The 20,151-nt window shown below is 71.8% G+C and carries 23 protein-coding genes and 1 pseudogene; 12 read left to right on the top strand and 12 right to left on the bottom strand.

The annotated features are described in order from the left end of the window. The first annotated feature begins 67 nt into the window (after window positions 1–67). Together EPA64_RS10065 and folD are read left to right on the top strand one after the other, a co-directional pair. The gene (locus EPA64_RS10065; protein ID WP_246026708.1) at window positions 68–391 is read left to right on the top strand and encodes a chorismate mutase; all 324 of its coding nucleotides are present in this window, start codon (window positions 68–70) and stop codon (window positions 389–391) included. Continuing rightward, the gene (gene folD / locus EPA64_RS10060) at window positions 381–1,259 is read left to right on the top strand and encodes a bifunctional methylenetetrahydrofolate dehydrogenase/methenyltetrahydrofolate cyclohydrolase FolD (RefSeq protein ID WP_134726226.1); all 879 of its coding nucleotides are present in this window, start codon (window positions 381–383) and stop codon (window positions 1,257–1,259) included. The genes EPA64_RS10065 and folD overlap by 11 nt, the downstream gene beginning before the upstream one ends. A 47-nt stretch (window positions 1,260–1,306) precedes the next feature. Here the strand turns inward: folD and EPA64_RS10055 are convergent, their stop codons facing one another. Continuing rightward, window positions 1,307–1,834 (bottom strand): TIGR00645 family protein, encoded by a 528-nt coding sequence (locus EPA64_RS10055; RefSeq protein ID WP_134726225.1) that lies wholly within the window; start codon window positions 1,832–1,834, stop codon window positions 1,307–1,309. Between the two features lie 129 nt (window positions 1,835–1,963). Between EPA64_RS10055 and fsa the strand changes: the two genes are divergently transcribed. The 3 genes from fsa to EPA64_RS10040 are packed head-to-tail and all read left to right on the top strand — an operon-like array spanning window position 1,964 to window position 4,253. Continuing rightward, the gene (fsa, locus tag EPA64_RS10050) at window positions 1,964–2,620 is read left to right on the top strand and encodes a fructose-6-phosphate aldolase (protein ID WP_134726224.1); all 657 of its coding nucleotides are present in this window, start codon (window positions 1,964–1,966) and stop codon (window positions 2,618–2,620) included. Then, the gene (locus EPA64_RS10045) at window positions 2,617–3,324 is read left to right on the top strand and encodes a DUF484 family protein (RefSeq protein WP_134726223.1); all 708 of its coding nucleotides are present in this window, start codon (window positions 2,617–2,619) and stop codon (window positions 3,322–3,324) included. The genes fsa and EPA64_RS10045 overlap by 4 nt, the downstream gene beginning before the upstream one ends. After that, window positions 3,321–4,253 carry a tyrosine recombinase XerC gene (locus tag EPA64_RS10040; protein WP_134726222.1) on the top strand — a complete coding sequence of 311 codons (933 nt, stop codon included), beginning with the start codon at window positions 3,321–3,323 and terminating at the stop codon, window positions 4,251–4,253. The genes EPA64_RS10045 and EPA64_RS10040 overlap by 4 nt, the downstream gene beginning before the upstream one ends. A gap of 4 nt (window positions 4,254–4,257) precedes the next feature. Here EPA64_RS10040 and EPA64_RS10035 read toward each other — a convergent pair whose 3' ends face one another. From EPA64_RS10035 to EPA64_RS10010, 6 genes are all read right to left on the bottom strand, one after another. After that, window positions 4,258–4,662, bottom strand: coding sequence for a Na+/H+ antiporter subunit G (locus EPA64_RS10035; RefSeq protein WP_134726221.1), 405 nt, complete (start codon window positions 4,660–4,662; stop codon window positions 4,258–4,260). After that, on the bottom strand, window positions 4,659–4,940 hold the full coding sequence (locus EPA64_RS10030; protein WP_425467025.1) for a K+/H+ antiporter subunit F: 282 nt from the start codon (window positions 4,938–4,940) through the stop codon (window positions 4,659–4,661). The genes EPA64_RS10035 and EPA64_RS10030 overlap by 4 nt, the downstream gene beginning before the upstream one ends. Then, window positions 4,937–5,428, bottom strand: a complete 492-nt coding sequence (locus tag EPA64_RS10025; protein WP_134726335.1) for a Na+/H+ antiporter subunit E — start codon at window positions 5,426–5,428, stop codon at window positions 4,937–4,939. Before EPA64_RS10025 ends, EPA64_RS10030 begins: the two co-directional genes overlap by 4 nt. A 104-nt stretch (window positions 5,429–5,532) precedes the next feature. After that, entirely contained in the window at window positions 5,533–7,128 is a 1,596-nt protein-coding gene (locus tag EPA64_RS10020) for a monovalent cation/H+ antiporter subunit D (protein WP_134726220.1), read from the bottom strand. Next, window positions 7,125–7,523 (bottom strand): Na+/H+ antiporter subunit C, encoded by a 399-nt coding sequence (locus tag EPA64_RS10015; RefSeq protein WP_134726219.1) that lies wholly within the window; start codon window positions 7,521–7,523, stop codon window positions 7,125–7,127. Before EPA64_RS10015 ends, EPA64_RS10020 begins: the two co-directional genes overlap by 4 nt. Window position 7,524: 1 nt before the next feature. Next, window positions 7,525–10,347: a monovalent cation/H+ antiporter subunit A gene (locus tag EPA64_RS10010; RefSeq protein ID WP_134726218.1), complete on the bottom strand. Its 2,823-nt coding sequence runs from the start codon at window positions 10,345–10,347 to the stop codon at window positions 7,525–7,527. A gap of 127 nt (window positions 10,348–10,474) precedes the next feature. Between EPA64_RS10010 and ruvC the strand changes: the two genes are divergently transcribed. The 7 genes from ruvC (at window position 10,475) to EPA64_RS09980 (ending at window position 16,702) form a co-directional block, all read left to right on the top strand. Next, window positions 10,475–10,969, top strand: a complete 495-nt coding sequence (gene ruvC, locus EPA64_RS10005) for a crossover junction endodeoxyribonuclease RuvC (protein WP_134726217.1) — start codon at window positions 10,475–10,477, stop codon at window positions 10,967–10,969. Next, on the top strand, window positions 10,966–11,646 hold the full coding sequence (gene ruvA / locus EPA64_RS10000) for a Holliday junction branch migration protein RuvA (protein ID WP_134726216.1): 681 nt from the start codon (window positions 10,966–10,968) through the stop codon (window positions 11,644–11,646). The genes ruvC and ruvA overlap by 4 nt, the downstream gene beginning before the upstream one ends. 10 nt (window positions 11,647–11,656) lie before the next feature. Next, entirely contained in the window at window positions 11,657–12,526 is an 870-nt protein-coding gene (locus EPA64_RS09995; protein ID WP_134726215.1) for a M48 family metalloprotease, read from the top strand. Continuing rightward, window positions 12,523–13,548, top strand: a complete 1,026-nt coding sequence (gene ruvB, locus EPA64_RS09990) for a Holliday junction branch migration DNA helicase RuvB (protein WP_134726214.1) — start codon at window positions 12,523–12,525, stop codon at window positions 13,546–13,548. The genes EPA64_RS09995 and ruvB overlap by 4 nt, the downstream gene beginning before the upstream one ends. After that, entirely contained in the window at window positions 13,541–13,957 is a 417-nt protein-coding gene (locus EPA64_RS09985) for a PaaI family thioesterase (protein ID WP_134726213.1), read from the top strand. The genes ruvB and EPA64_RS09985 overlap by 8 nt, the downstream gene beginning before the upstream one ends. 343 nt (window positions 13,958–14,300) lie before the next feature. After that, window positions 14,301–14,450 carry a hypothetical protein gene (locus tag EPA64_RS16305; protein WP_167626644.1) on the top strand — a complete coding sequence of 50 codons (150 nt, stop codon included), beginning with the start codon at window positions 14,301–14,303 and terminating at the stop codon, window positions 14,448–14,450. Between the two features lie 56 nt (window positions 14,451–14,506). Next, window positions 14,507–16,702, top strand: coding sequence for a primosomal protein N' (locus EPA64_RS09980; protein ID WP_134726212.1), 2,196 nt, complete (start codon window positions 14,507–14,509; stop codon window positions 16,700–16,702). On the opposite strand, the gene EPA64_RS09975 is transcribed toward EPA64_RS09980, so the two are convergent. From EPA64_RS09975 to EPA64_RS09955, 5 genes and pseudogenes are all read right to left on the bottom strand, one after another. Beyond that, a complete protein-coding gene (locus EPA64_RS09975) occupies window positions 16,699–17,424 on the bottom strand; it encodes an SDR family oxidoreductase (RefSeq protein WP_134726211.1) in 726 nt (241 codons plus the stop codon). The genes EPA64_RS09980 and EPA64_RS09975 overlap by 4 nt on opposite strands. Further along, window positions 17,421–18,164, bottom strand: coding sequence for a glycerophosphodiester phosphodiesterase family protein (locus EPA64_RS09970; protein ID WP_134726210.1), 744 nt, complete (start codon window positions 18,162–18,164; stop codon window positions 17,421–17,423). The genes EPA64_RS09975 and EPA64_RS09970 overlap by 4 nt, the downstream gene beginning before the upstream one ends. A gap of 78 nt (window positions 18,165–18,242) precedes the next feature. Next, on the bottom strand, window positions 18,243–18,704 hold the full coding sequence (locus EPA64_RS09965) for a RidA family protein (protein WP_134726209.1): 462 nt from the start codon (window positions 18,702–18,704) through the stop codon (window positions 18,243–18,245). A 31-nt stretch (window positions 18,705–18,735) separates the two neighbouring features. Beyond that, window positions 18,736–19,368, bottom strand: a complete 633-nt coding sequence (locus EPA64_RS09960; RefSeq protein ID WP_134726208.1) for a lysoplasmalogenase — start codon at window positions 19,366–19,368, stop codon at window positions 18,736–18,738. Further along, window positions 19,365–20,151 (bottom strand): annotated as a pseudogene (locus EPA64_RS09955) (chromosome segregation protein SMC); the annotation flags it as partial. The gene EPA64_RS09960 and the pseudogene EPA64_RS09955, both read right to left, overlap by 4 nt.

Below are 20,151 nucleotides of genomic sequence, written 5' to 3'. Positions count from 1 at the left end.
GCCGCCAGTCCTGCGGCCACGTCGCAAGCCGCTTGCACCGCCCGGCCGGGGCGGGCATGACGCGGGCATGATTGCCCGCATGACCGACGACGACATCGCCGCCCTGACCGACATGACCGCGCTGCGCGCCGCCATCGACGCGCTGGACCGGCGGCTTGCCGCGATGCTGGCCGACCGGTCGCGGCTGATCGACCGCGCCGCCCGGATCAAGGCGCAGGCCGGGTTGCCCGCCCGCATCGACTGGCGGGTCGAGGAGGTGGCCGCCAACGCCCGCGCCAACGCCGCAGACGCCGGGCTGGACCCCGACCTTGCCGAGGCGCTGTGGCGCCGCATGATGGACCATTTCATCGCGCAGGAAGCCCGCGCCCTGGGGGAAACCGATGACTGCTGAGTTGATCGACGGCAAGGCCTTTGCCGCAACCCTGCGGGCGCGCATCGCCGAACAGGTCGCCCGCCTTCGCGCCGATCACGCCATCACGCCGGGCCTGGCCGTGGTGCTGGTGGGCGAGGACGCGGCCTCGTCGGTCTATGTCCGGTCCAAAGGCAAGGCCACGGTCGAGGTCGGGATGGAAAGTTTCCAGCACCGCCTGCCCGCCGACGCGCCGCAGGCCGACCTGCTGGCGCTGGTAGAGCGGCTGAACGCCGATCCGGCGGTGAACGGCATTCTGGTGCAGCTGCCGCTGCCCGCCCACATGGACGAGGCGGCGGTCATCAACGCCATCGCCCCGGAAAAGGACGTGGACGGGTTCACCGTGCTGAACGCCGGGCGGCTGGCGACGGGGCAAAAGGCGATGGTGCCCTGCACGCCGCTGGGCTGCCTGATGCTGCTGCGCGACCGGCTGGGTTCGCTTGCGGGCCTGAACGCGCTGGTGATCGGGCGGTCGAACATCGTCGGCAAGCCGATGGCCCAGCTGCTGTTGGCCGACAGCGCCACGGTGACGGTCGCCCATTCGCGCACCCGCGACCTGCCAGGCCTGTGCCGCCGCGCCGACATCGTGGTCGCGGCGGTGGGGCGGGCGCGTTTCGTGCAGGGCGACTGGATCAAGCCGGGCGCGACGGTCATCGACGTGGGCATCAACCGCACCGATGCGGGACTGGTGGGCGATGTCGATTTCGACGCCGCGCGCGCGGTCGCGGGCGCGATCACGCCGGTGCCGGGCGGGGTCGGGCCGATGACCATCGCGTGCCTGCTGGCGAACACGCTGACCGCGACGGCGCGCGCGCGGGGCCTGCCCGACCCGCGGGGGCTGACGCCGTAACCGGGGGGGCGCGAACGGCCCCGCCCGTCGTTCTCCGGCCCCGGTCCTTATGATCCGCTGTATTTCTTGCCGCTGCGCGCGATCAGCCAGTCCATCGCGGCCATCAGCAGCCCCGACACGACAAAGACGACGTGGATCATGACCAGCCACCCCAGCTCTCGGTCGCCCAGCGGCACGATGCCGGGCCGCCCCAGTTCCATGAACCGCTTGAGCAGGTCGATCGCGGAAATCGCCACGATCGACGCGATCAGCTTCATCTTCAGCCCCGAGAAATCGACCGTGCCCATCCAGGCCGGACGCTCGGTGTCGTCGCCGATGTTCAGCTTGGACACGAAGTTCTCGTAGCCGGAAAAGATCACGATCAGCAGCAGGTTCGCCGCCAGCGTCAGGTCGATCAGCGACAGCGCCGCGAGGATCGCGGTTTCCGCCGTCATGGTCAGGGCCTGCGACAGGTAATACAGCGACTGGCGCACGAACACGACCAGCATCATCCCCAGCACCGCCACCAGCCCCAGATACATCGGTGCCATCAGCCACCGCGATGCGAAAAGCAGCCGCTCGAAAGCCTTTTCCATGTCAGTCCCCTGTCCGTGCCGCGCCGGCAATAGGGCGTGGCGGGATTGCGGGCAACCCGGTGGGTCGGGCTTTTCGCGCAGGGCGATCTGGGCTAAACCCGCAGCAACCATTGCAGGAGGCCACCGGCCATGAGATTTTTCGTCGATACCGCCGACATCGCCGCCATCCGCGAGCTGCACGAGCTGGGGATGGTGGACGGCGTCACCACCAACCCCTCGCTGATCCTGAAATCGGGCCGCGACATCATCGAGGTCACCAAGGAAATCTGCGATCTGGTCCCCGGCCCGGTCAGCGCCGAGGTCGTGGCCGAAAAGGCCGCCGAGATGATCGCCGAGGGCAAGAAGCTGGCCGCCATCGCGCCCAACGTCACCGTCAAGGTGCCGCTGACCTGGGACGGGCTGAAGGCGTGCAAGGCGCTGACCGACGACGGCCACATGGTCAACGTGACGCTGTGCTTTACCGCCGCGCAGGCGATCCTGGCGGCCAAGGCTGGCGCGACCTTCATCAGCCCGTTCATCGGGCGGCTGGACGACATCGGGCTGGACGGGATGGAGCTGATCGCCGACATCCGCCAGATCTATGACAACTATGGGTTCGAGACGAACCTGCTGGCCGCGTCGATCCGGTCGGTCAACCACGTCATCGCCTGCGCCCGCGTCGGCGCCGACGTCATCACCGCCCCCCCCGCCGTCATCAAGGCGATGGCCGCCCATGTACTGACCGACAAGGGGCTGGAACAGTTCACCGCCGACTGGGCCAGGACGGGCCAGAAGATCGGCGCATGACCGACGCCGCCGCCTCCCCCGCGCTGGACGACACCACCCGCGCCCAGCTGATCGCCGACCCCGCGCTGATCCTGGCCGACCGCGACCTGATGCGGGCGCTGGTCGCCGCGCGCGAGGCCGAGCTGGGCGCGAATGTCATCGACATCCGCGGCCGCGCGATGGAGGCGCTGGAACACCGGCTGGACCGGCTTGAGGCCGCGCATGAAAGCGTGATCTCGGCCGCGTATGAAAACCAGTCGGGGATGAACACCGTCCACCGCGCCGTGCTGTCGCTGCTGGAACCGCTGGATTTCAAGGGCTTTCTTGACAATCTGGACAGCCACGTCGCGCCCATCCTGCGGGTCGAGACGCTGCGGCTGGTGATGGAAACGGCCGACGACGGCAGCCCGCAGCCCGAAACCGGCGAGACGCTGGTGATGGTGCCGCCGGGCGCGGTCGCGCGCATGGTGGCGGCCGGCCGCCGGGCGCCGCGGGGCGACGACATCGTGCTGCGCCGGGCCGTGGCGGACACCCGCGCCCTGCACCGCACCGAGGTCGCGTCCGAGGCGCTGCTGCCGCTGGACCTCGGCCCCGGCCGCCGCCCCGCGCTGCTGCTGATCGGGTCGCTGGAACCGGGCCGCTTCACCCCGGCGCAGGGCACCGACCTGCTGCGGTTCTTTGGGCAGGCGTTCCGGCTGGTGCTGCTGGGCTGGCTGACCGCATGACGCCGCCGCCGCTGGCGCTGGCCCCCGCGATGGCGGATGCGCTGGCCCGGTGGCTGGACGGCGAACGGGCCGCCCGCGGCCGGTCGGATCACACGATCGCCGCCTATCGGGCCGACGTGCTGGCGTTCCTCGCGTTTCTGGGCGGCTATCACGGCGAACCCGCGCTGCCCTCGCGGCTGGGCGAAGTCGTTCAGACCGACATGCGCGCCTTTGCCGCCGCCGAACGCGAACGCGGCCTGTCGGCGCGGTCGCTGGCGCGGCGGCTGTCGGCGGTGCGCAGCTTCCTGCGCTGGCTGTCCGACCGCGAGGGGTTCGACGCCAGCCGCGCCCTGTCGGCCCGCGGGCCGAAATACCGCCGCAGCCTGCCGCGCCCGCTGGCCGCCGAACAGGCCCGCGCGGTTCTGGACCTGGCGGGGCAGGGCCACGACACCCCCTGGGTCGCGGCGCGCGACGCGGCGGTGCTGACGCTGCTTTATGGGCTGGGCCTGCGCATCGGCGAGGCGCTGGCGCTGGACGGCGGCGACTGGCCGCCGGGCGAATCGCTGGTCGTGCGCGGCAAAGGCGGGCGCGAGCGCATGGTGCCGGTGCTGCCGGTGGCGCGGGCGGCCGTCGCCGATTACCTGCGGCTGTGCCCTTGGCCGCGGGCGGCCGGCCAGCCGCTGTTCCGGGCCATCCGTGGCGGGCGGCTTTACCCGCAGGCGGTGGATGCGGCGATGGTCCGGCTGCGCGCGGCGCTGGGACTGCCGGAAACCGCGACGCCGCACGCGCTGCGCCACAGCTTTGCGACGCATCTGCTGGCCGCCGGCGGCGATCTGCGGACGATCCAGCAACTGCTGGGCCATGCGCGGTTGTCCACGACGCAAATCTATACCGGGGTGGACGACGCCCATCTGCTGGCCGCCCACCGCGCCGCCCATCCGCGGGCGTGATCGGTCATTCGCAGCGCGGCGGCGGCTCGGGCGCGCGCACCATCGGGCTTTCCTCGGCGCTGTCGCCAAAGGTGGCCCAGTCGGTGTCGGGCTCGGCGCGGGGCAGTTCGCGCCGGTCCCAGGACAGGTGCATGTGCGCCTTGGCGATGAACAGCCCGGTGATCGGCGCGGTCAGGAAGATGAACAGCGCGATCAGCAGCTCGTGCCAGGTCGGGCGGCCCAGCACGAACCACGAAAACACCATCGAGGCGATCAGCACCGACCCCACCCCCAGCGTCGCGGCCTTGGTCGGCGCGTGCAGCCGCGTCATCGGATCGGGCAGCCGCACCAGCCCCCACGACCCGACCGCGCCGAAGACGCCGCCCACGACCAACAGCAGCGCCACCACGATCTCGGCCAGCGCGGTCATTCGATGATGTCCCCGCGCAGGACGAACTTGGCGAAGGCGACGGTGGACACAAAGCCGACCATCGCGAACAGCAGCGTCGCCTCGAAATACATGGGCGTGCCGTGCAGGATGCCGAACAGGGTCAGCAGCGCGATCATGTTGATCGTCATGGTGTCCAGCGCCAGCACCCGGTCGCTGAGGCCGGGCGCATAGACGACGCGGAACAGGCAGAACAGCTGCGCCAGCCCGAAACAGCCGAATGCGAACCACAGCGCCGACGTCAGGATCGTCGCGGTCATCGGAAGATCTCCTTCAGCCGGGATTCATAGCGGGTCTTGATCTCGTCCAGCACGGCGTCGGGGTCGGGGGCGTGCAGGCAGTGGACCAGCAGTGCGCGCCCGTCCTCGGACAGATCGCAGCTGACGGTGCCAGGGGTCAGGGTGATGGTCCCGGCCAGGACGGTGATCGCCTCGGGCGAGGTCAGGTCCAGCGGGACGGTCAGCCAGCAGGGGCGCAGGTCGCGTTTCGGCATGAACAGCACAATGCGGGCGACGGCGATGTTGGCTTTGGCGATGTCGATCAGCACGATGCCGATGTAACCGGCAATGCGGCCGGGGCTGCGGAAACCGGCGCGGTCGGGCCAATAGGGCGCGGTCATCACCGGGACCACGACCCCCAGCACGACGGCAAAGACCAGCGACCCCCAGGCAAAGCGGTTGACCAGCATCATCCAGACCAGCGCCACGATCAGCGACACGCCCGGATGCGGCAGGATGCGGCGCATCAGCGACGCGGCGCGATGCGGGGCGGGATGGTGCGCGCCGTGGCGATGCGGGGCCGCGGGGGTCGCGGCCGGGCGGGTGGGGGCGGGACCGGGCGGGGCGGGACGGGTCATCGCGCCCCCTCCTGCCGCATCAGCACGGCATCGACATAGGGCGCGGGGTCCACAAGCTGCCGGGCGGTCGCGCGGGAATAATCCATCACCGGCCCGCCGAACACGGTCAGCGCGACCATGCCCGCGACCAGCGCGCCCGCGGCGGTCAGCGCCAGCGCCGGGGATGCGCTGTCGGCCAGATCCTGCACGTCCTCGTCGGGTTCGACTTTGGCGGGCAGGGGGCGGCGGCTGTCACGCGACGCGGCCTGCGGGACGGGGGCGGGTCCAAGCTCGTGCGCCTTCCAGAAGACCGTCGATCCGGCCCGCGACAGCCCATAGATCGCCAGCAGCGAGGTGACGAGGATCACCGCCCAGATCAGCAGCACCCAGTCGGCCTGCCGCGTCGCCTGCATGATCGCCAGCTTGCCGAGGAAACCCGACAGCGGCGGCAGGCCCGCGACGCCGATGGCGGCCGCAAAGAACAGCGCGGCGACGATGCCGCCCTGCGCGATGGGGGGCAGGGGGCGCAGCCACAGGCTGCCGCCCGCGCGGCGCGCGCCGATCAGGTCCACGATCAGGAACAGCGCGCCCGCCGCCAGCGTCGAATGGATCAGGTACCAGATGGCGGCGATCAGCCCCGGCTGGCGGAACTGCGCCACGCCGATCATCAGCGTGCCGACCGACGCCAGCGCCGCGAAGGCCGCGACCCGGCCCAGGTGCCGGCTGCCCAGCACTCCGATCTGCCCGATCACCAGCGTCGCCAGCGCGGCCGGCAGCAGGATGTCGGCGGCCAGCCGCTCGACCGCGCTGTCGGACGGGAAGACCAGCGTGAAGAACCGGATGATCGCATAGACGCCGACCTTGGTCATGATGGCGAACAGCGCCGCCACCGGCCCCGGCGCGCGCGCATAGGTCGCGGGCAGCCAGAAATGCAGCGGCACCAGCGCCGCCTTGACCGCGAACACCAGCATCAGCAGCACCGCCCCCACCCGCAGCAGGGCGGTGTCGTCGGCCGGCAGCTGCGCGACCTTGACGGCCAGATCGGCCATGTTCAGCGTGCCGGTGGCGGCATAGATCGTCCCCAGCGCGGCCAGGAACAGCGTCGATCCGGCAAGGTTATAGATGACATACTGCACGCCCGCGCGCAGCCGCATCTCGCCGCCGCCGTGGATCATCAGGCCATAGCTGGCGATCAGCAGCACCTCGAAGAAGACGAACAGGTTGAAGGCGTCGCCGGTCAGGAACGCGCCGTTGATCCCCATCAGCTGGAACTGCCACAGCGCGTGGAAATGCCAGCCCTTGCGGTCCCAGCCCGACCCCACGGCGTAAAGCTGGACGACCAGCGCCAGCACGGCGGTCAGCACCAGCATCAGCGCCGCCAGCCGGTCCAGCATCAGCACGATGCCGAAGGGCGCGGCCCAGTTGCCCAGGCGATAGACGTGGATCTCTCCGCCCGCGGCCAGCGCCATCAGGGCCAGCGCGATCGCCAGCTGCGCGACGGTGGCGGCGACGGATACGACCCGCTGCAGCACCAGATCGTGGCGCATCGCCAGCACGATCAGCGGCGCGACAAAGGCGGGCACCACCACGGGTGCGATCAGCCAGTGGTTCATGCGCCGCCCTCCGGCCGGTGTCCGGGCCGGGCCGTGCCGCCGGGCGGTTTGCGGTCGGCGCCGGTCAGGTCGCGGCGCGGCATGTCGATGCGGTCGTCGCCGCCCTCGAGGAACGCGCCAAGCGCCATCATCACGACCAGCGCGGTCATCCCGAACGAGATCACGATGGCCGTCAGCACCAGCGCCTGCGGCAGCGGGTCGGTATAGGACGCGGCCCCCCCCTGCAGGATCGGGGGCCGGTCGATGACCAGCCGCCCGGTCACGACCAGAAACAGGTTGATCGCATAGCTCAGCATGGTCATGCCCAGCACGACCGCAAAGCTGCGCTTGCGCAGCACCAGATAGACCCCGGCGGCCGTCAGAGAGCCGATGGCGATGGCGATCAGCAGTTCCATGTCAGCGCCGCCCCCCGGTCAGGTCGATGTCCATCGGCCGGACGTTCACCCGCTGCCCCGCCGCCCGCGCGATCCGCGACAGCGAGTTCAGCGCCAGCATGACCGCGCCCACGACGCACAGGAACACCCCGGTATCAAAGCCCATCGCGGTCGCCAGCTCGAACGGCTCGATCCCGTAGAGGCTGAAGTATCCATAGGCCGAGGTCAGGAACGGCTTGCCCGCGAACCACGCGCCCGCGCCCGTCACCCCCGCCGCCAGCACCCCCAGCCCGATCAGCGCGTGATAGGGGATGTTCTGGCGCGCCTGCGCCCAGGCAAAGCCCGACGCCATGTATTGCATCACCAGCGCGATGGACACGACCAGCCCGGCCACGAACCCGCCGCCCGGCGCGTTGTGCCCGCGCAGGAAGATATACAGCCCCACCACCAGCGAGATGGGCAGGATCACCCGCGTCGCCACCACCAGCATCAGCGGGTGCCGGTCGCCCGCGCGGCGCATGTCGTGGACCCAGTGGCGCAGCCGCTGGGCGGACCGCCCGGACAGCAGCGTCTCGGTCAGGGCAAAGATCGCCAGCGCGCCGATGCCCAGCACGGTGATCTCGCCATAGGTGTCATAGCCGCGGAAATCGACCAGGATGACGTTGACGACGTTGTCGCCCCCGCCCAGTTTATAGCTGTTTTCAAGCATATAGCCGGAAATGCTGGGAAACGCGAAATCCCGCCGCATGATCGCATAGGCCAGCCCCCCGAACCCCAGCCCGGCAATCGCGGCGATAAAGGCGTCGGTGCCGCGTTTCAGGTTGCCGGTGTCCAGCACCGTGCGCTTGGGCAGAAAGTTCAGCGCCAGCAGCAGCAGCATGACGGTCACGACCTCGACGCTGATCTGGGTCAGCGCAAGGTCGGGGGCGGACAGATAGATAAAGCCGCAGGACACGATCAGCCCCACGATGCTGACCAGCACCAGCGCCAGGATGCGGCGGCGGTGGAAGGCGACCGTGCAGCCGATGGCGACCATCGCCATGACCCAGCCCACCGCCGCGACGGGCTGGACGGGCAGCATCGGGCGCACCGGCGGACCGGCGCGGCCGGTTTCCCAGGCGGCGACGCCGCAGATCACCGCCGTCAGCATGAAGGCCGCCAGCGCCCGCGACATCGACCCGTTGGTCAGCCCGTCGCCGAACCGGCGCGCCCAGCGTTCCGCCGTCAGCGTCATGGCGTCGAACAGCGCCTTGGCGTCGGCGCGCGGCAAGGCGCGGCGCAGGCCGTCCGCCGGAACCCACGCCGCCAGCAGCAGCGCGCCCCCGGCGATTGCCGCGACCGACAGCATCAGCGCGGGCGTGACCCCGTGCCACAGCGCGAAATGCACATGCTGCGCCTGTCCCGTGACGGCGCTTGTCGCCGCGCCGACCAGCCAGCCCGCGGTCGTGTCGGGGGCCAGCCCGATCACCACGACCAGCGCCGCAAGGATCGCCGGGCCAAGCCACAGGCCCATGCCCGGATCATGCGGGGCGGCGGGATAGTCGTCGCGTTCCGGCCCCATGAAGACATGGACGACCAGCCGCAGCGAATAGGCGACCGACACCAGCGCGCCCAGCGTGGCCAGCCCGGCAAAGACCGCGCCCGTCAGCGTCGCCTGCTCCAGCATCAGCTCCTTGGAGATGAAACCGTTCAGCGGCGGGATCCCCGCCATCGACAGCGCGGCCACGGCCACGATGGCGAAGGTCAGCGGCATCAGCGCGCGCAGCCCCCCCAGCCGGGCGATGGACCGCGTGTGCGCGGCGTGATCGACGATCCCCGCCGCCATGAACAAGGCCGCCTTGAAGGTCGCGTGCGCCACGATGTGGAACATCGCCGCGACCGCCGCGGACTGCGTGCCAAAGCCCAGCAGCATCGTCACCAGCCCCAGATGGCTGACGGTGGAATAGGCCAGCAGCCCCTTGAGGTCGTCCTGGAACAGCGCGATCACCGCGCCCACGATCATCGTGACCAGCCCGGCGGTGGCGACGATGGCGAACCATTCTGGCGTGCCCGCCAGCACCGGCCACAGCCGCGCCATCAGGAAGATGCCCGCCTTGACCATCGTGGCGCTGTGCAGATAGGCGCTGACCGGCGTCGGCGCGGCCATCGCGCGGGGCAGCCAGAAATGGAACGGGAACTGCGCCGATTTGGTGAACGCCCCGATCAGGATCAGCACCAGCGCCGGCAGGTAAAGCGGCGAGGCCTGGATCGCGTCGCGCGCGGCCAGGATGTCGCCGATGCGGTAAGACCCGGCGATCTGCCCCAGCATCAGCATCCCCGCGATCATCGCAAGGCCGCCCAGGCCGGTCACGGTCAGCGCCATGCGCGCGCCCTGCCGCCCCTCGGGCAGGTGTTTCCAGAAGCCGATCAGCAGGAACGACGACAGCGAGGTCAGTTCCCAGAACACCAGCATCATCAGGATGTTGTCGGACAGCACGATGCCCGTCATCGCGCCCTGGAACAGCATCAGATAGGTAAAGAACGGCCCCGCCGCGTCTTCGCGCGACAGATAGTGGCGCGCGTAAAGGATGATCAGAAGCCCGATTCCCAGGATCAGGATGCCGAACAGCAGCCCCAGCCCGTCGATGCGGAAATCCGCGTTCAGCCCGATCTGCGGCATCCAGGGCAGGCGGGTGGCGACGACCTCGCCCGCCATCACCGCCGGGATGTGCAGGCACAGCCCCAGCAGCGCCAGCCCGGTGGCGATGGCGCAGGCGGACGCGGCGGCGCCGCGCCCGGCGCGGACCATCAGGCCGGGCAGCAGCGCACCCAGAAACGGCAGCAGGGCGATCAGGACAGGGGACATCGTTCCTCGCAACTCACCCGTGGGTGTCCCAAGTCGGGGCGGGTGTTGTCAAGCAACCCGCCGCGAAAAGCCGCTAGGCGATGTTCGCCCTTCGTGCTAACCCACGGAAAAACATGGGGCAGTCAACATGCGCGTTCTGGGGATCGACCCCGGCTTGGTGAACATGGGCTGGGGCGTCATCGCGGTCGATGGCGCCCGCCTGCGCCATGTCGCCAACGGCATCATCCGGTCCGACAGCGCCGGCCTGCCGGCCCGGCTGGCGGACCTGTATCGCGGGCTGGTGGCGGTGATCGCGGCCCACGCGCCGGACGCGGCGGCGGTGGAACAGACGTTTGTCAACAAGGACGCCGCTGGCACGCTGAAACTGGGGCAGGCGCGCGGCATCGCCCTGCTTGCGCCCGCGCAGGCCGGGCTGGCGGTCGGGGAATACGCGCCGAACGCGGTGAAAAAGGCCATCGTCGGCGTCGGCCACGCGCAAAAGCAGCAGGTCGAGCACATGGTCCGCCTGCAGCTGCCGGGGGTGGACCTGGCCGGGCCGGATGCCGCCGACGCGCTGGCCATCGCCATCTGCCACGCCCGCCACCTGCAGTCGCGGGCGCTGCGCATCAAGGTGGTGGCATGATCGGCCGCGTCGCGGGCATCATCCTGCACCGCGCGGCCGATCACGTGCTGATCGACGTGCGCGGCGTCGGCTATCTTGTCCATGTCAGCGAACGCACGGCGGCCAGCCTGCCGCCCGTCGGGCAGGCCGCGGCGCTGTATACCGACCTTTTGGTGCGCGAGGATCTGTTGCAGCTGTTCGGCTTTCCGACGCTGCTGGAAAAGGAATGGCACCGGCTGCTGACATCCGTGCAGGGCATCGGGGCCAAGGCCTCGCTGGCGATCCTGGGCGCGCTGGGACCGGACGGCGTCGGCCGCGCCATCGCCTTGGGCGACTGGTCGGCGGTCCGCCGCGCGCCGGGCGTCGGGCCGAAGCTGGCGCAGCGCGTGGTGCTGGAACTGAAGGACAAGGCGCCGGGCATCATCGCGATGGGCGGCGCATTGACCGTGGACGCGGGAACCGGCGGCGCATCCGCCCCGGGCGATGCCGTGCCGGAACCCGCCGCGACGCCCGCGCCGCCGCCGCCGCCGCGTGCCGCCGCGGCTTCGTCGGCCGAGGCGATGTCGGCGCTGACCAACCTCGGCTATGGTCCGTCCGAGGCTGCGGCCGCCGTGGCGCAGGCCGCCAGCGCGGAACCCGCCGCCGCGACCGCCGGTTTGATCCGCGCGGCGCTGCGGCTGCTTGCGCCCAAAGGCTAAGGGGGTTCACATGGCGGGAAACGCACGCACATTCATCCTGATGGCGGCCATGACGGCGCTGCTGATGGGGCTGGGCTGGCTGCTGGGCGGGCAGGGCGGCGCGATCCTCGCGCTGCTGTTTGCCGGGGCGGGCAACCTGTGGGCCTGGTGGAACAGCGACAAGGCGGTGCTGCGCCAGCAGGGCGCGGTGGAACTGACCCCGCAGTCGGGCGGCGATCTGGTCGCGCTGGTCGCCGCGCTGGCGCAGAACGCCGGCCTGCCGATGCCGCGCGTCTATCTGCTGCCGACGGACCAGCCCAACGCCTTCGCCACCGGGCGCAACCCGCAGAACTCGGCCGTTGCGGTCACGCAGGGCCTGCTGGGCATCCTGACCCGGGACGAGCTGGCGGGCGTCATTGCCCACGAACTCGCCCACATCAAGAACCGCGACACGCTGACCATGACCGTGACGGCGACGATGACGGGCGCAATCGCCATGCTGGGCAACATGTTCCTGTTCACCGGCGGCAACCGCGACCGGGGCGGCATGCTGGGCGGCATTCTGGCGATGATCCTCGCCCCGCTCGCCGCGTCGCTGGTGCAGATGGCGATTTCGCGCACGCGCGAGTTCGAGGCCGACCGAGAGGGCGCGGCGATCAGCGGCCAGCCGATGGCGCTGGCGGGCGCGCTGGCCAAGATCGCCAACGCCGCCGGGCGCACCGTCAACGTGCCCGCCGAACGCAACCCGGCCAGCGCCGCGATGTTCATCATCAACCCGCTGCACGCGCTGCGGATGGACAGGATGTTCTCCACCCACCCGCCGACGCAGGACCGCATCGACCGGCTGGCGGCGCTGGCGCCCGCCGCGCACAGTTCCGTCCCGCCGGTGCGGCGCGGATGACGCCCGACCCGACGCTGCGCGGCGCGGCCTTGGAGGGCGACGCCGAGGACCGCGCCCTGCGCCCCCAGCGGCTGGAGGAGTTCGTCGGACAGGCCGAGGCGCGCGCCAACCTGCGCGTCTTCATCGACAGCGCCCGGATGCGCGGGCAGGCGATGGACCACACGCTGTTTCACGGCCCGCCGGGGCTGGGCAAGACCACGCTGGCGCAGATCATGGCGCGCGAACTGGGCGTGAACTTCAAGATGACCAGCGGCCCGGTGCTGGCCCGCGCGGGCGACCTGGCGGCGATCCTGACCAACCTGGACGCCCGCGACGTGCTGTTCATCGACGAGATCCACCGCATGAACCCCGCGGTCGAGGAAATCCTGTATCCCGCGATGGAGGATTTCGAACTGGATCTGGTGATCGGCGAGGGGCCGGCGGCGCGGACGGTCAGGATCGAGCTGCAGCCCTTCACCCTGGTCGGGGCCACGACCCGGCTGGGGCTGCTGACGACGCCGCTGCGCGACCGCTTCGGCATCCCGACGCGGCTGCAGTTCTATACGGTCGAGGAGCTGGACCAGATCGTCGCCCGCGGCGCGCGGCTGATGGGGATCAGCGCGGACCCCGACGGCACGCGCGAAATCGCGCGCCGGTCGCGCGGCACCCCCCGCATCGCCGGGCGGCTGCTGCGCCGGGTGGTCGATTTCGCGCTGGTCGAGGGCAACGGCCGGCTGGACCGCGCCATCGCCGACATCGCCCTGACCCGGCTGGGGGTGGACGATCTGGGGCTGGACGGCGCCGACCGGCGTTATCTGACCCTGATGGCGGAACATTACGGCGGCGGCCCGGTCGGCGTGGAAACCCTGTCCGCCGCCCTGTCGGAAAGCCGGGACGCCATCGAGGAGGTGATCGAGCCCTATCTGCTGCAGCAGGGCTTGATCCAGCGCACCCCGCGTGGCCGGATGCTGGGGCAACTGGGCTGGCGGCACCTGGGGCTGGACCAGCCGAAAACGGCACAGGCGGGATTGTTCGATGGATGACCTGGAACGGCGGCTGCGCGACAGCTTTGCCCGGCAGACGATGATGGAAACGCTGGGCGCCTCGATGGTCGAGGCGGCGGCCGGGCGCGTCGTGATCGCCGCGCCCGTCGCGGCGCATCTGCTGCAACAGCAGGGGTCGGCGCATGCCGGGCTGGCGTTCGCCATCGGCGACAGCGCCGCCGGCTATTCGGCGCTGTCGGTCCTGCCCACGGGCGCCGAGGTCGTCACCGTCGAGATGAAGATCAACCTGCTGTCGCCCGCCGTGGGCGACCGGCTGGTGGCCGAGGGCCGCGTGATCCGCCCCGGCCGCCGCATCGTCGTCGTGGGGGCCGAGGTCTGGGCGGAAACCGGCACCGCCCGCAAGCACGTCGCCACCATGCTGGGCACGATGGTCCCGGTCGAGGGCTGAGGCGGGCGCGTCGGTGCGGGTGCGCGGGCTCGGCCGGTGGTGCCCGGTGCGTCGGCGTTGTGGCGGCGCGGGGCTATCCTTTCGGGATCGCGTCACCAGCCCCGCCGCGAGGCCCGGCCGACGAGCGCATCCTCAGCCCGATGCGCGTCGGGGCGGGCTGTGACTGCGATGTTTCAGCGCCACGGCAAGGTCATTGCGGTATTCCCTAGGTGGAACTGTAGGTGAGGAGGGCCGGACGGCCCTGTCGGGTCGCGTCCAGGTCGTCCGGGCGCGAGATGACTGCCCCCTCGACCCGCCAAGCTGTCGCATTGACGCCCGCCCACCGCCGCGCGATGACGGGCGCATGAGCAACCGGCCCCTGATCCTGCGACTGTTCCTGACCGCGTTGGTGTTCGCGCCGACGATGTGGGCGTTTTCCACCGGCCAGATGGCGCTGGCCGTCGTGGGGGTTGCTGCGTGTTTCTGGGTGTTCAACCGGCTGTTCATGCCGTGACCCGGCCGCTCGGCCCCGGTTGACGCAGCCCCGCCCCGCGGGCGACACCCGCCGCCATGACGACGCATTTCCCAAGCGGCGCCCGCATCGGCGTGCTGACGACCGAGCCGGTGGGCCTTCTGGACTATCTTTCGCCGCCGGGCGGGGTCGCGGCGGGACAGCTTGTGCTGGTGCCGCTGGGACCGCGCCGCGTCATGGGCGCGGTCTGGGGGCCGGGCGAGGGCGGCTTTGACGCCGCCCGGCTGCGGCCCGTCGCGCAGGTGATCGACGCGGCGCCGCTGGGCGCGGCGATGATCGAGTTCCTGACCCGCGCCGCCGACTATACCCTGACGTCGCTGCCGGTGATGCTGCGCATGGCGCTGCGCGCGCCCGATCTGGACCAGCCGCCCGCGGCGCGGCGCGTGATCCATCGCGCAGGCCCGCCCCCCGACCGCATGACGCCCGCTCGCGCGGCGGTGCTGCGGGTTCTGGACGATCACGGCGGCGCAGGCTTTGCGCCGGGGGAACTGGCGTCGCTGGCTGGCGTCGGCGCATCCGTCGTCAAGGGGCTGGTTGCCACCGGCACGCTGGTCGAGACCGAGGCCCCGCGCGACGCGCCCTATCCGGCCCTGGACCCCGACCGCCCCGGCAAGCCGCTGGCCCCCGATCAGGCGGCGGCGGCCGACGCGCTGCGCGCCGGCCTGCGCGCGGGCGGCTATGCCACGACGCTTTTGCGCGGCGTCACCGGCTCGGGCAAGACCGAGGTCTATCTGGAGGCCGTGGCCGAAACCCTGCGGCTGGGGCGGCAGGCGCTGGTCCTGCTGCCGGAAATCGCGCTGTCGGCCGAGTTCCTGGACCGGGTCGAGGCGCGCTTCGGCGCGCGCCCCGGCGAATGGCACAGCGGCATCACCCGCGCTGAGCGCCGCCGCCTGTGGCACATGGCGGGGCAGGGTCAGGTGGGCTTGGTGGTGGGCGCGCGGTCGGCGCTGTTCCTGCCGTTCCGCGACCTTGGGCTGATCGTCGTGGACGAGGAACACGACGGCTCCTACAAGCAGGACGAGACGGTCTATTACAACGCCCGCGACATGGCGGTGCTGCGCGCGTCCACCAGCGCGGCGCAGGTGGTGCTGGCCTCGGCCACGCCGTCCGTCGAAAGCTGGGTCAACGCCGCGCAGGGCAAATACGCGCGCCTCGACCTGCGCGCCCGCTATGGCGAGGCGGAACTGCCCGACATGGCGGCCATCGACCTGCGCGCCGAAGAGATGCCGGGCGGGCGCTGGATCTCGCCCACGCTGGCGCGCGCGGTGGACGCGCGGCTGGCGCGGGGGGAACAGTCGCTGCTGTTCCTGAACCGGCGCGGCTATGCGCCGGTGACGACCTGCCGGGCCTGCGGGCATCAGGTCGGCTGCACCGACTGCGACGCGCGGATGGTGGAACACCGGTTCCAGAACCGGCTGGTCTGCCACCAGTGCGGCGCGACGCGGCCGGTGCCCACCGCCTGCCCCGCCTGCGGGGTCGAGGGGCGCATGGCCGCCATCGGGCCGGGCGTCGAACGGCTGGCCGAAGAGGTCGCGGCGCGGTTCCCCGCCGCCCGCGCGACCGTGCTGTCGTCCGACCTGTTCCAGTCGGCCCGCGCGCTGAAGGAAACCATCGCCACCATCGCGGGCGGCGGGGCCGACATCATCATCGGCACCCAGATCGTCGCCAAGGGCCACAACTTTCCCGCCCTGACGCTGGTCGGCGTGATCGACGCCGACCTTGGCCTGCAAGGCGCCGATTTGCGCGCGGCAGAGCGGTCGTTCCAGCTGATGCGGCAGGTCGCGGGCCGGGCGGGGCGGCAGGCGGGCGACCGGCCCGGCCTTGCGCTGCTGCAGACCCACCAGCCCGACCACCCGGTCATCCGCGCCATCCTGTCGGGCCGGGACGAGGATTTCTGGAACGCCGAGGCGGACGCGCGCCGCGCCGCCGGGATGCCGCCCTACGCGCGGCTGGCGGGCATCATCCTGTCCCACCCCGACCAGCCGGTGGTCGAGGGGTATGCCGCCGAACTCGCCCGCCGCGCCGCCCCCCTGCGCGAGATCGGCGCCGACCTGTTCGGCCCCGCGCCCGCCCCCATCGCGCGGGTGCGCGGCCGCTATCGCGTGCGGCTGCTGGTGCGCGCGCCCCGGCAGGCGCCGGTTCAGGCGGCCATCGCCGCGTGGCTGGCGGGCGCGCCGAAAGCCCCCGCGAACCTGCGGCTGGCGGTGGACATCGACCCGCAGAGCTTTCTTTAACGCCCGCCCGACACGTCCAGGTTCGCCCCGGTGACATAGCTGGCGGCGTCCGACAGCAGCCACAGGATCGCCGCCGCCACCTCGTCCGCGGAGCCTGCCCGTCCCAGCGGCAGCGAGGGGCCGAGGCGGGCGGCGCGGTCCGGCTCGCCCCCGTCGGCGTGGATGTCGGTGTCGATCACGCCGGGGCGGACCGCGTTGACGCGGATGCCCGCCGCCGCAAGTTCCTTGGCAAGCCCGATGTTCAGCGTGTCGATGGCGCCCTTGGACGCGGCGTAATCGACATACTGGCCGGGCGATCCCAGCCTTGCCGCCGCCGACGAAACCAGCACGATCGCGCCGCCGCGACCCAGCCGCCGCGCCGCCTCGCGCGCGCAGAACAGCGCGCCGGTGAGGTTGGTGTGGACCACGCGTTCCAGACGGTCCGTGTCCATGTCGGCCAGCGCCGATGTCGCGGCGACGATGCCCGCGTTCACGACGACGCCGTCCAGGCCGCCCATCGCGGCCTCGGCCGCGTCGAACAGCGCCGCGACCTGGGCTGCGTCACCCACGTCGGCGCTGTGCGCCCATGCCTGCCCGCCCGCGGCGTGGACGGCGGCCACCGCGTCCTGCGCGGCCGCCCGGTTCCCGCGATAGCCCAGCGTGACCGGCCAGCCCATCGCGGCCGCCCCCAGCGCCGTGGCGCGCCCGATGCCGCGCGTGCCGCCGGTGATCAGCAGTTTCATGGTGCGAACCCCTCGAAGGTGATGTTTTGCGCCACGGCCGCCGCGGCGTCGGCCTGTTCGGGCGACCGGATCGTCCAGCACAGCACCGGCACGCCGCGCGCGGCCAGCGCCGCCACGGCCGGGTTCGCCAGATCGGCGTGGTGATGCGAGATGAAGGACGCGCCCACGCGGTCGAAATCCTGCAGCCGGGCCAGCGCCTCGCGCCGGGCGGGCGGGACGCCGGGCCAGTCGTCGGCGGGAAACGCGCAGCTGGTCAGCCCGACCGCGACATGCGGCGCGGCGGCGCGGACCGCCGCCACCGCCTCGGGGTTGAAGGACATGACGGCGACCGGCCCGTCGTAATCCGCGACCAGCGCGGCCACGCGGGCGGGCAGGTCGCCCATGTTCGGGCCAAGCCCGCCGTCCTGGTCCTTGATCTCGATCAGCAGCGGCACGCGGCCCGCGACCTCGTCCAGCACCTCGGCCAGCGTGGGGATGGCCTCGTCCGTTCCGGCCAGCCGCAGCGCCCCGGCCGCGGCCACGGTCAGCGCCGAGACGACGCCCCCGCCGCCCGTCAGCCGCGCCAGGTCATAGTCGTGAAAGACCAGCGGCGTGCCGTCGGCGGCCGGCTGCAGGTCCAGTTCGATCCCATAGCCCGCGTCCGCCGCCGCACGCATCGCGGCCATCGAGTTTTCGGGCACGCCCGGCCCGTGCAGCCCGCGATGGGCGATGGGACGGGTCAGGAAGTCGGGGTGCAGCATGGCGCGCCTGTCGGTTTGGGGCATGATGGGGTGACCGCGTCGGGCGATCCCGCGCGGCCCTTGCGTGGGTCGCGGGGGTCAGTCCGCCGCGATCTCGAACACGGCCTCGATCTCGACCGCGACGCCGCGGGGCAGGGCTGTGGCGCTGACCGCGGCGCGGGCGTGGCGGCCCTTGTCGGCGAACACCTCGACCATCAGGTCGGAACAGCCGTTGATGACCTCGGGCTGGTCGGTGAAACCGGGGGTCGAGTTGACGAAGCCCGTCAGCTTGACCACCCGCGCCACCCGGTCCAGCGACCCCAGCGCCGCGCGCGCCTGCGCCAGCAGCGCCAGCCCGCACCCCCGCGCCGCGGCCGCACCCGCGGCCACGTCCATGTCGTCGCCCAGCCGTCCGCGGATCAGCCCCTCGGGCCCGGCCGAGATCTGGCCCGACACGAACAGCAGGTTCCCCGTCTGCACATGGGGCACATAGTTCGCCGCGGGCGCGGGCGCGTCCGGCAGGGTGATGTTCAGCTGCGACAGGCGGGCGTCGATGGACATGGCGGTCTCCGGTTGATGGGTCGGCGCGATCCTAGACGCGTCCGGGGCGGTTTGGCAAAGCCGACCGTGCCAGCGCGAACTGCGCGGCGTAATAGGTGCCCAGCACCCACAGCGGCGACAGCGGCACCGGCCCCTGAAAGCGGTTCAGCGCCAGCATCGTGTCGCTGACCATGAACAACACGCCCCCCAGCGCCGCCAGCCGCGCGGCGGGTGTGGCAAGGATCTGCGCCCGCGTCACCGCCTGCGCCCCCATCGCGGCCAGCACGGCGGCATAGACCGCGACCGGCGCGCGCATCCCCGGCGGCACCCCGCTCCACAGCACGGCCATCAGCCCCACGGCCAGCGCGGCGAACAGCGCCCAGGTCAGCGGCCGCGCCGCCAGCGGCGCGCCGCGGGTCAGCGCCCGCAGATAGGCCAGATGCGCCAGAAGGAACGCGACCAGCCCCGGCAGGAAATGATCGCCCGGCAGCATCAGCGCGACGTCGCCCACCAGCGACAGCGCCAGCCCGGCGGTGACCGCGCGCGCATAGCCGCCTCCGTGCGGCGCCACCATCGCGATCAGCAGCGCGGTCGCCAGCGGCTTGGTCGCCCAGTGCAGCCACGGCCAGCCGGCAAGCGCGGCCAGCGTCGCCAGCGCCGCGGCAAGGACAAAGGCCCGCGTCATGCGACCAGCGCCTCGGCGCGCTTGAGGTCAACGCTGACCAGCTGGCTGACCCCCTGTTCTACCATCGTCACGCCGAACAGCCGGTCCATCCGGGCCATCGTCACGGCGTGATGGGTGATGATCAGGAACCGCGTGTCGGTGCGGCGCGCCATCTCGTCCAGCAGGTCGCAGAAACGCGAGACGTTGGCGTCGTCCAGCGGCGCGTCCACCTCGTCCAGCACGCAGATCGGGGCGGGCGTCGCCAGGAACACGGCGAAGATCAGCGCCAGCGCGGTCAGCGTCTGCTCGCCCCCCGACAACAGGCTGAGGGTGGACAGCTTCTTGCCCGGCGGCTGGGCCAGGATTTCCAGCCCGGCCTCCAGCGGGTCGTCGGATTCGACCAGCACCAGCCGCGCCTCGCCGCCGCCGAACAGATGGGTGAACAGCGTGCCGAAGCTGGCGTTGACGGCATCGAAGGCGGCCAGCAGCCGCGCGCGCCCGTCGCGGTTCAGGCTGCCGATGCCGCCGCGCAGCTTGTGGATCGCGGCGGTCAGGTCGGCCTTTTCAGCGGCCAGCGTCTCGCGTTCGGCGTCCAGCGCGCGCTTGTCCTCGTCGGCGCGCAGGTTGACGGGGCCAAGCGCGTCGCGGGCGGCGCGCAGGCGGGCGACGCGCGCGTCCAGCTCGTCCGCGGCGGGCAGGGCGGCCGCGTCCAGCGCCAGCGCCGCGGCCAGCGCGTCGGGGGTGCCGCCAGTCCCCTCGGCGATGCGGGCGCGGGCGGCGGCCTCGGTGTCGCGCGCGGCGGCG

It is taken from the genome of Paracoccus luteus (genome assembly GCF_004522155.1).
GTDB classification, from domain to species: Bacteria; Pseudomonadota; Alphaproteobacteria; order Rhodobacterales; family Rhodobacteraceae; genus Paracoccus; species Paracoccus luteus.
The sequence above is the reverse complement of the archived record's forward strand: the minus strand, read 5'-3'. Positions and strand labels throughout refer to the sequence as shown.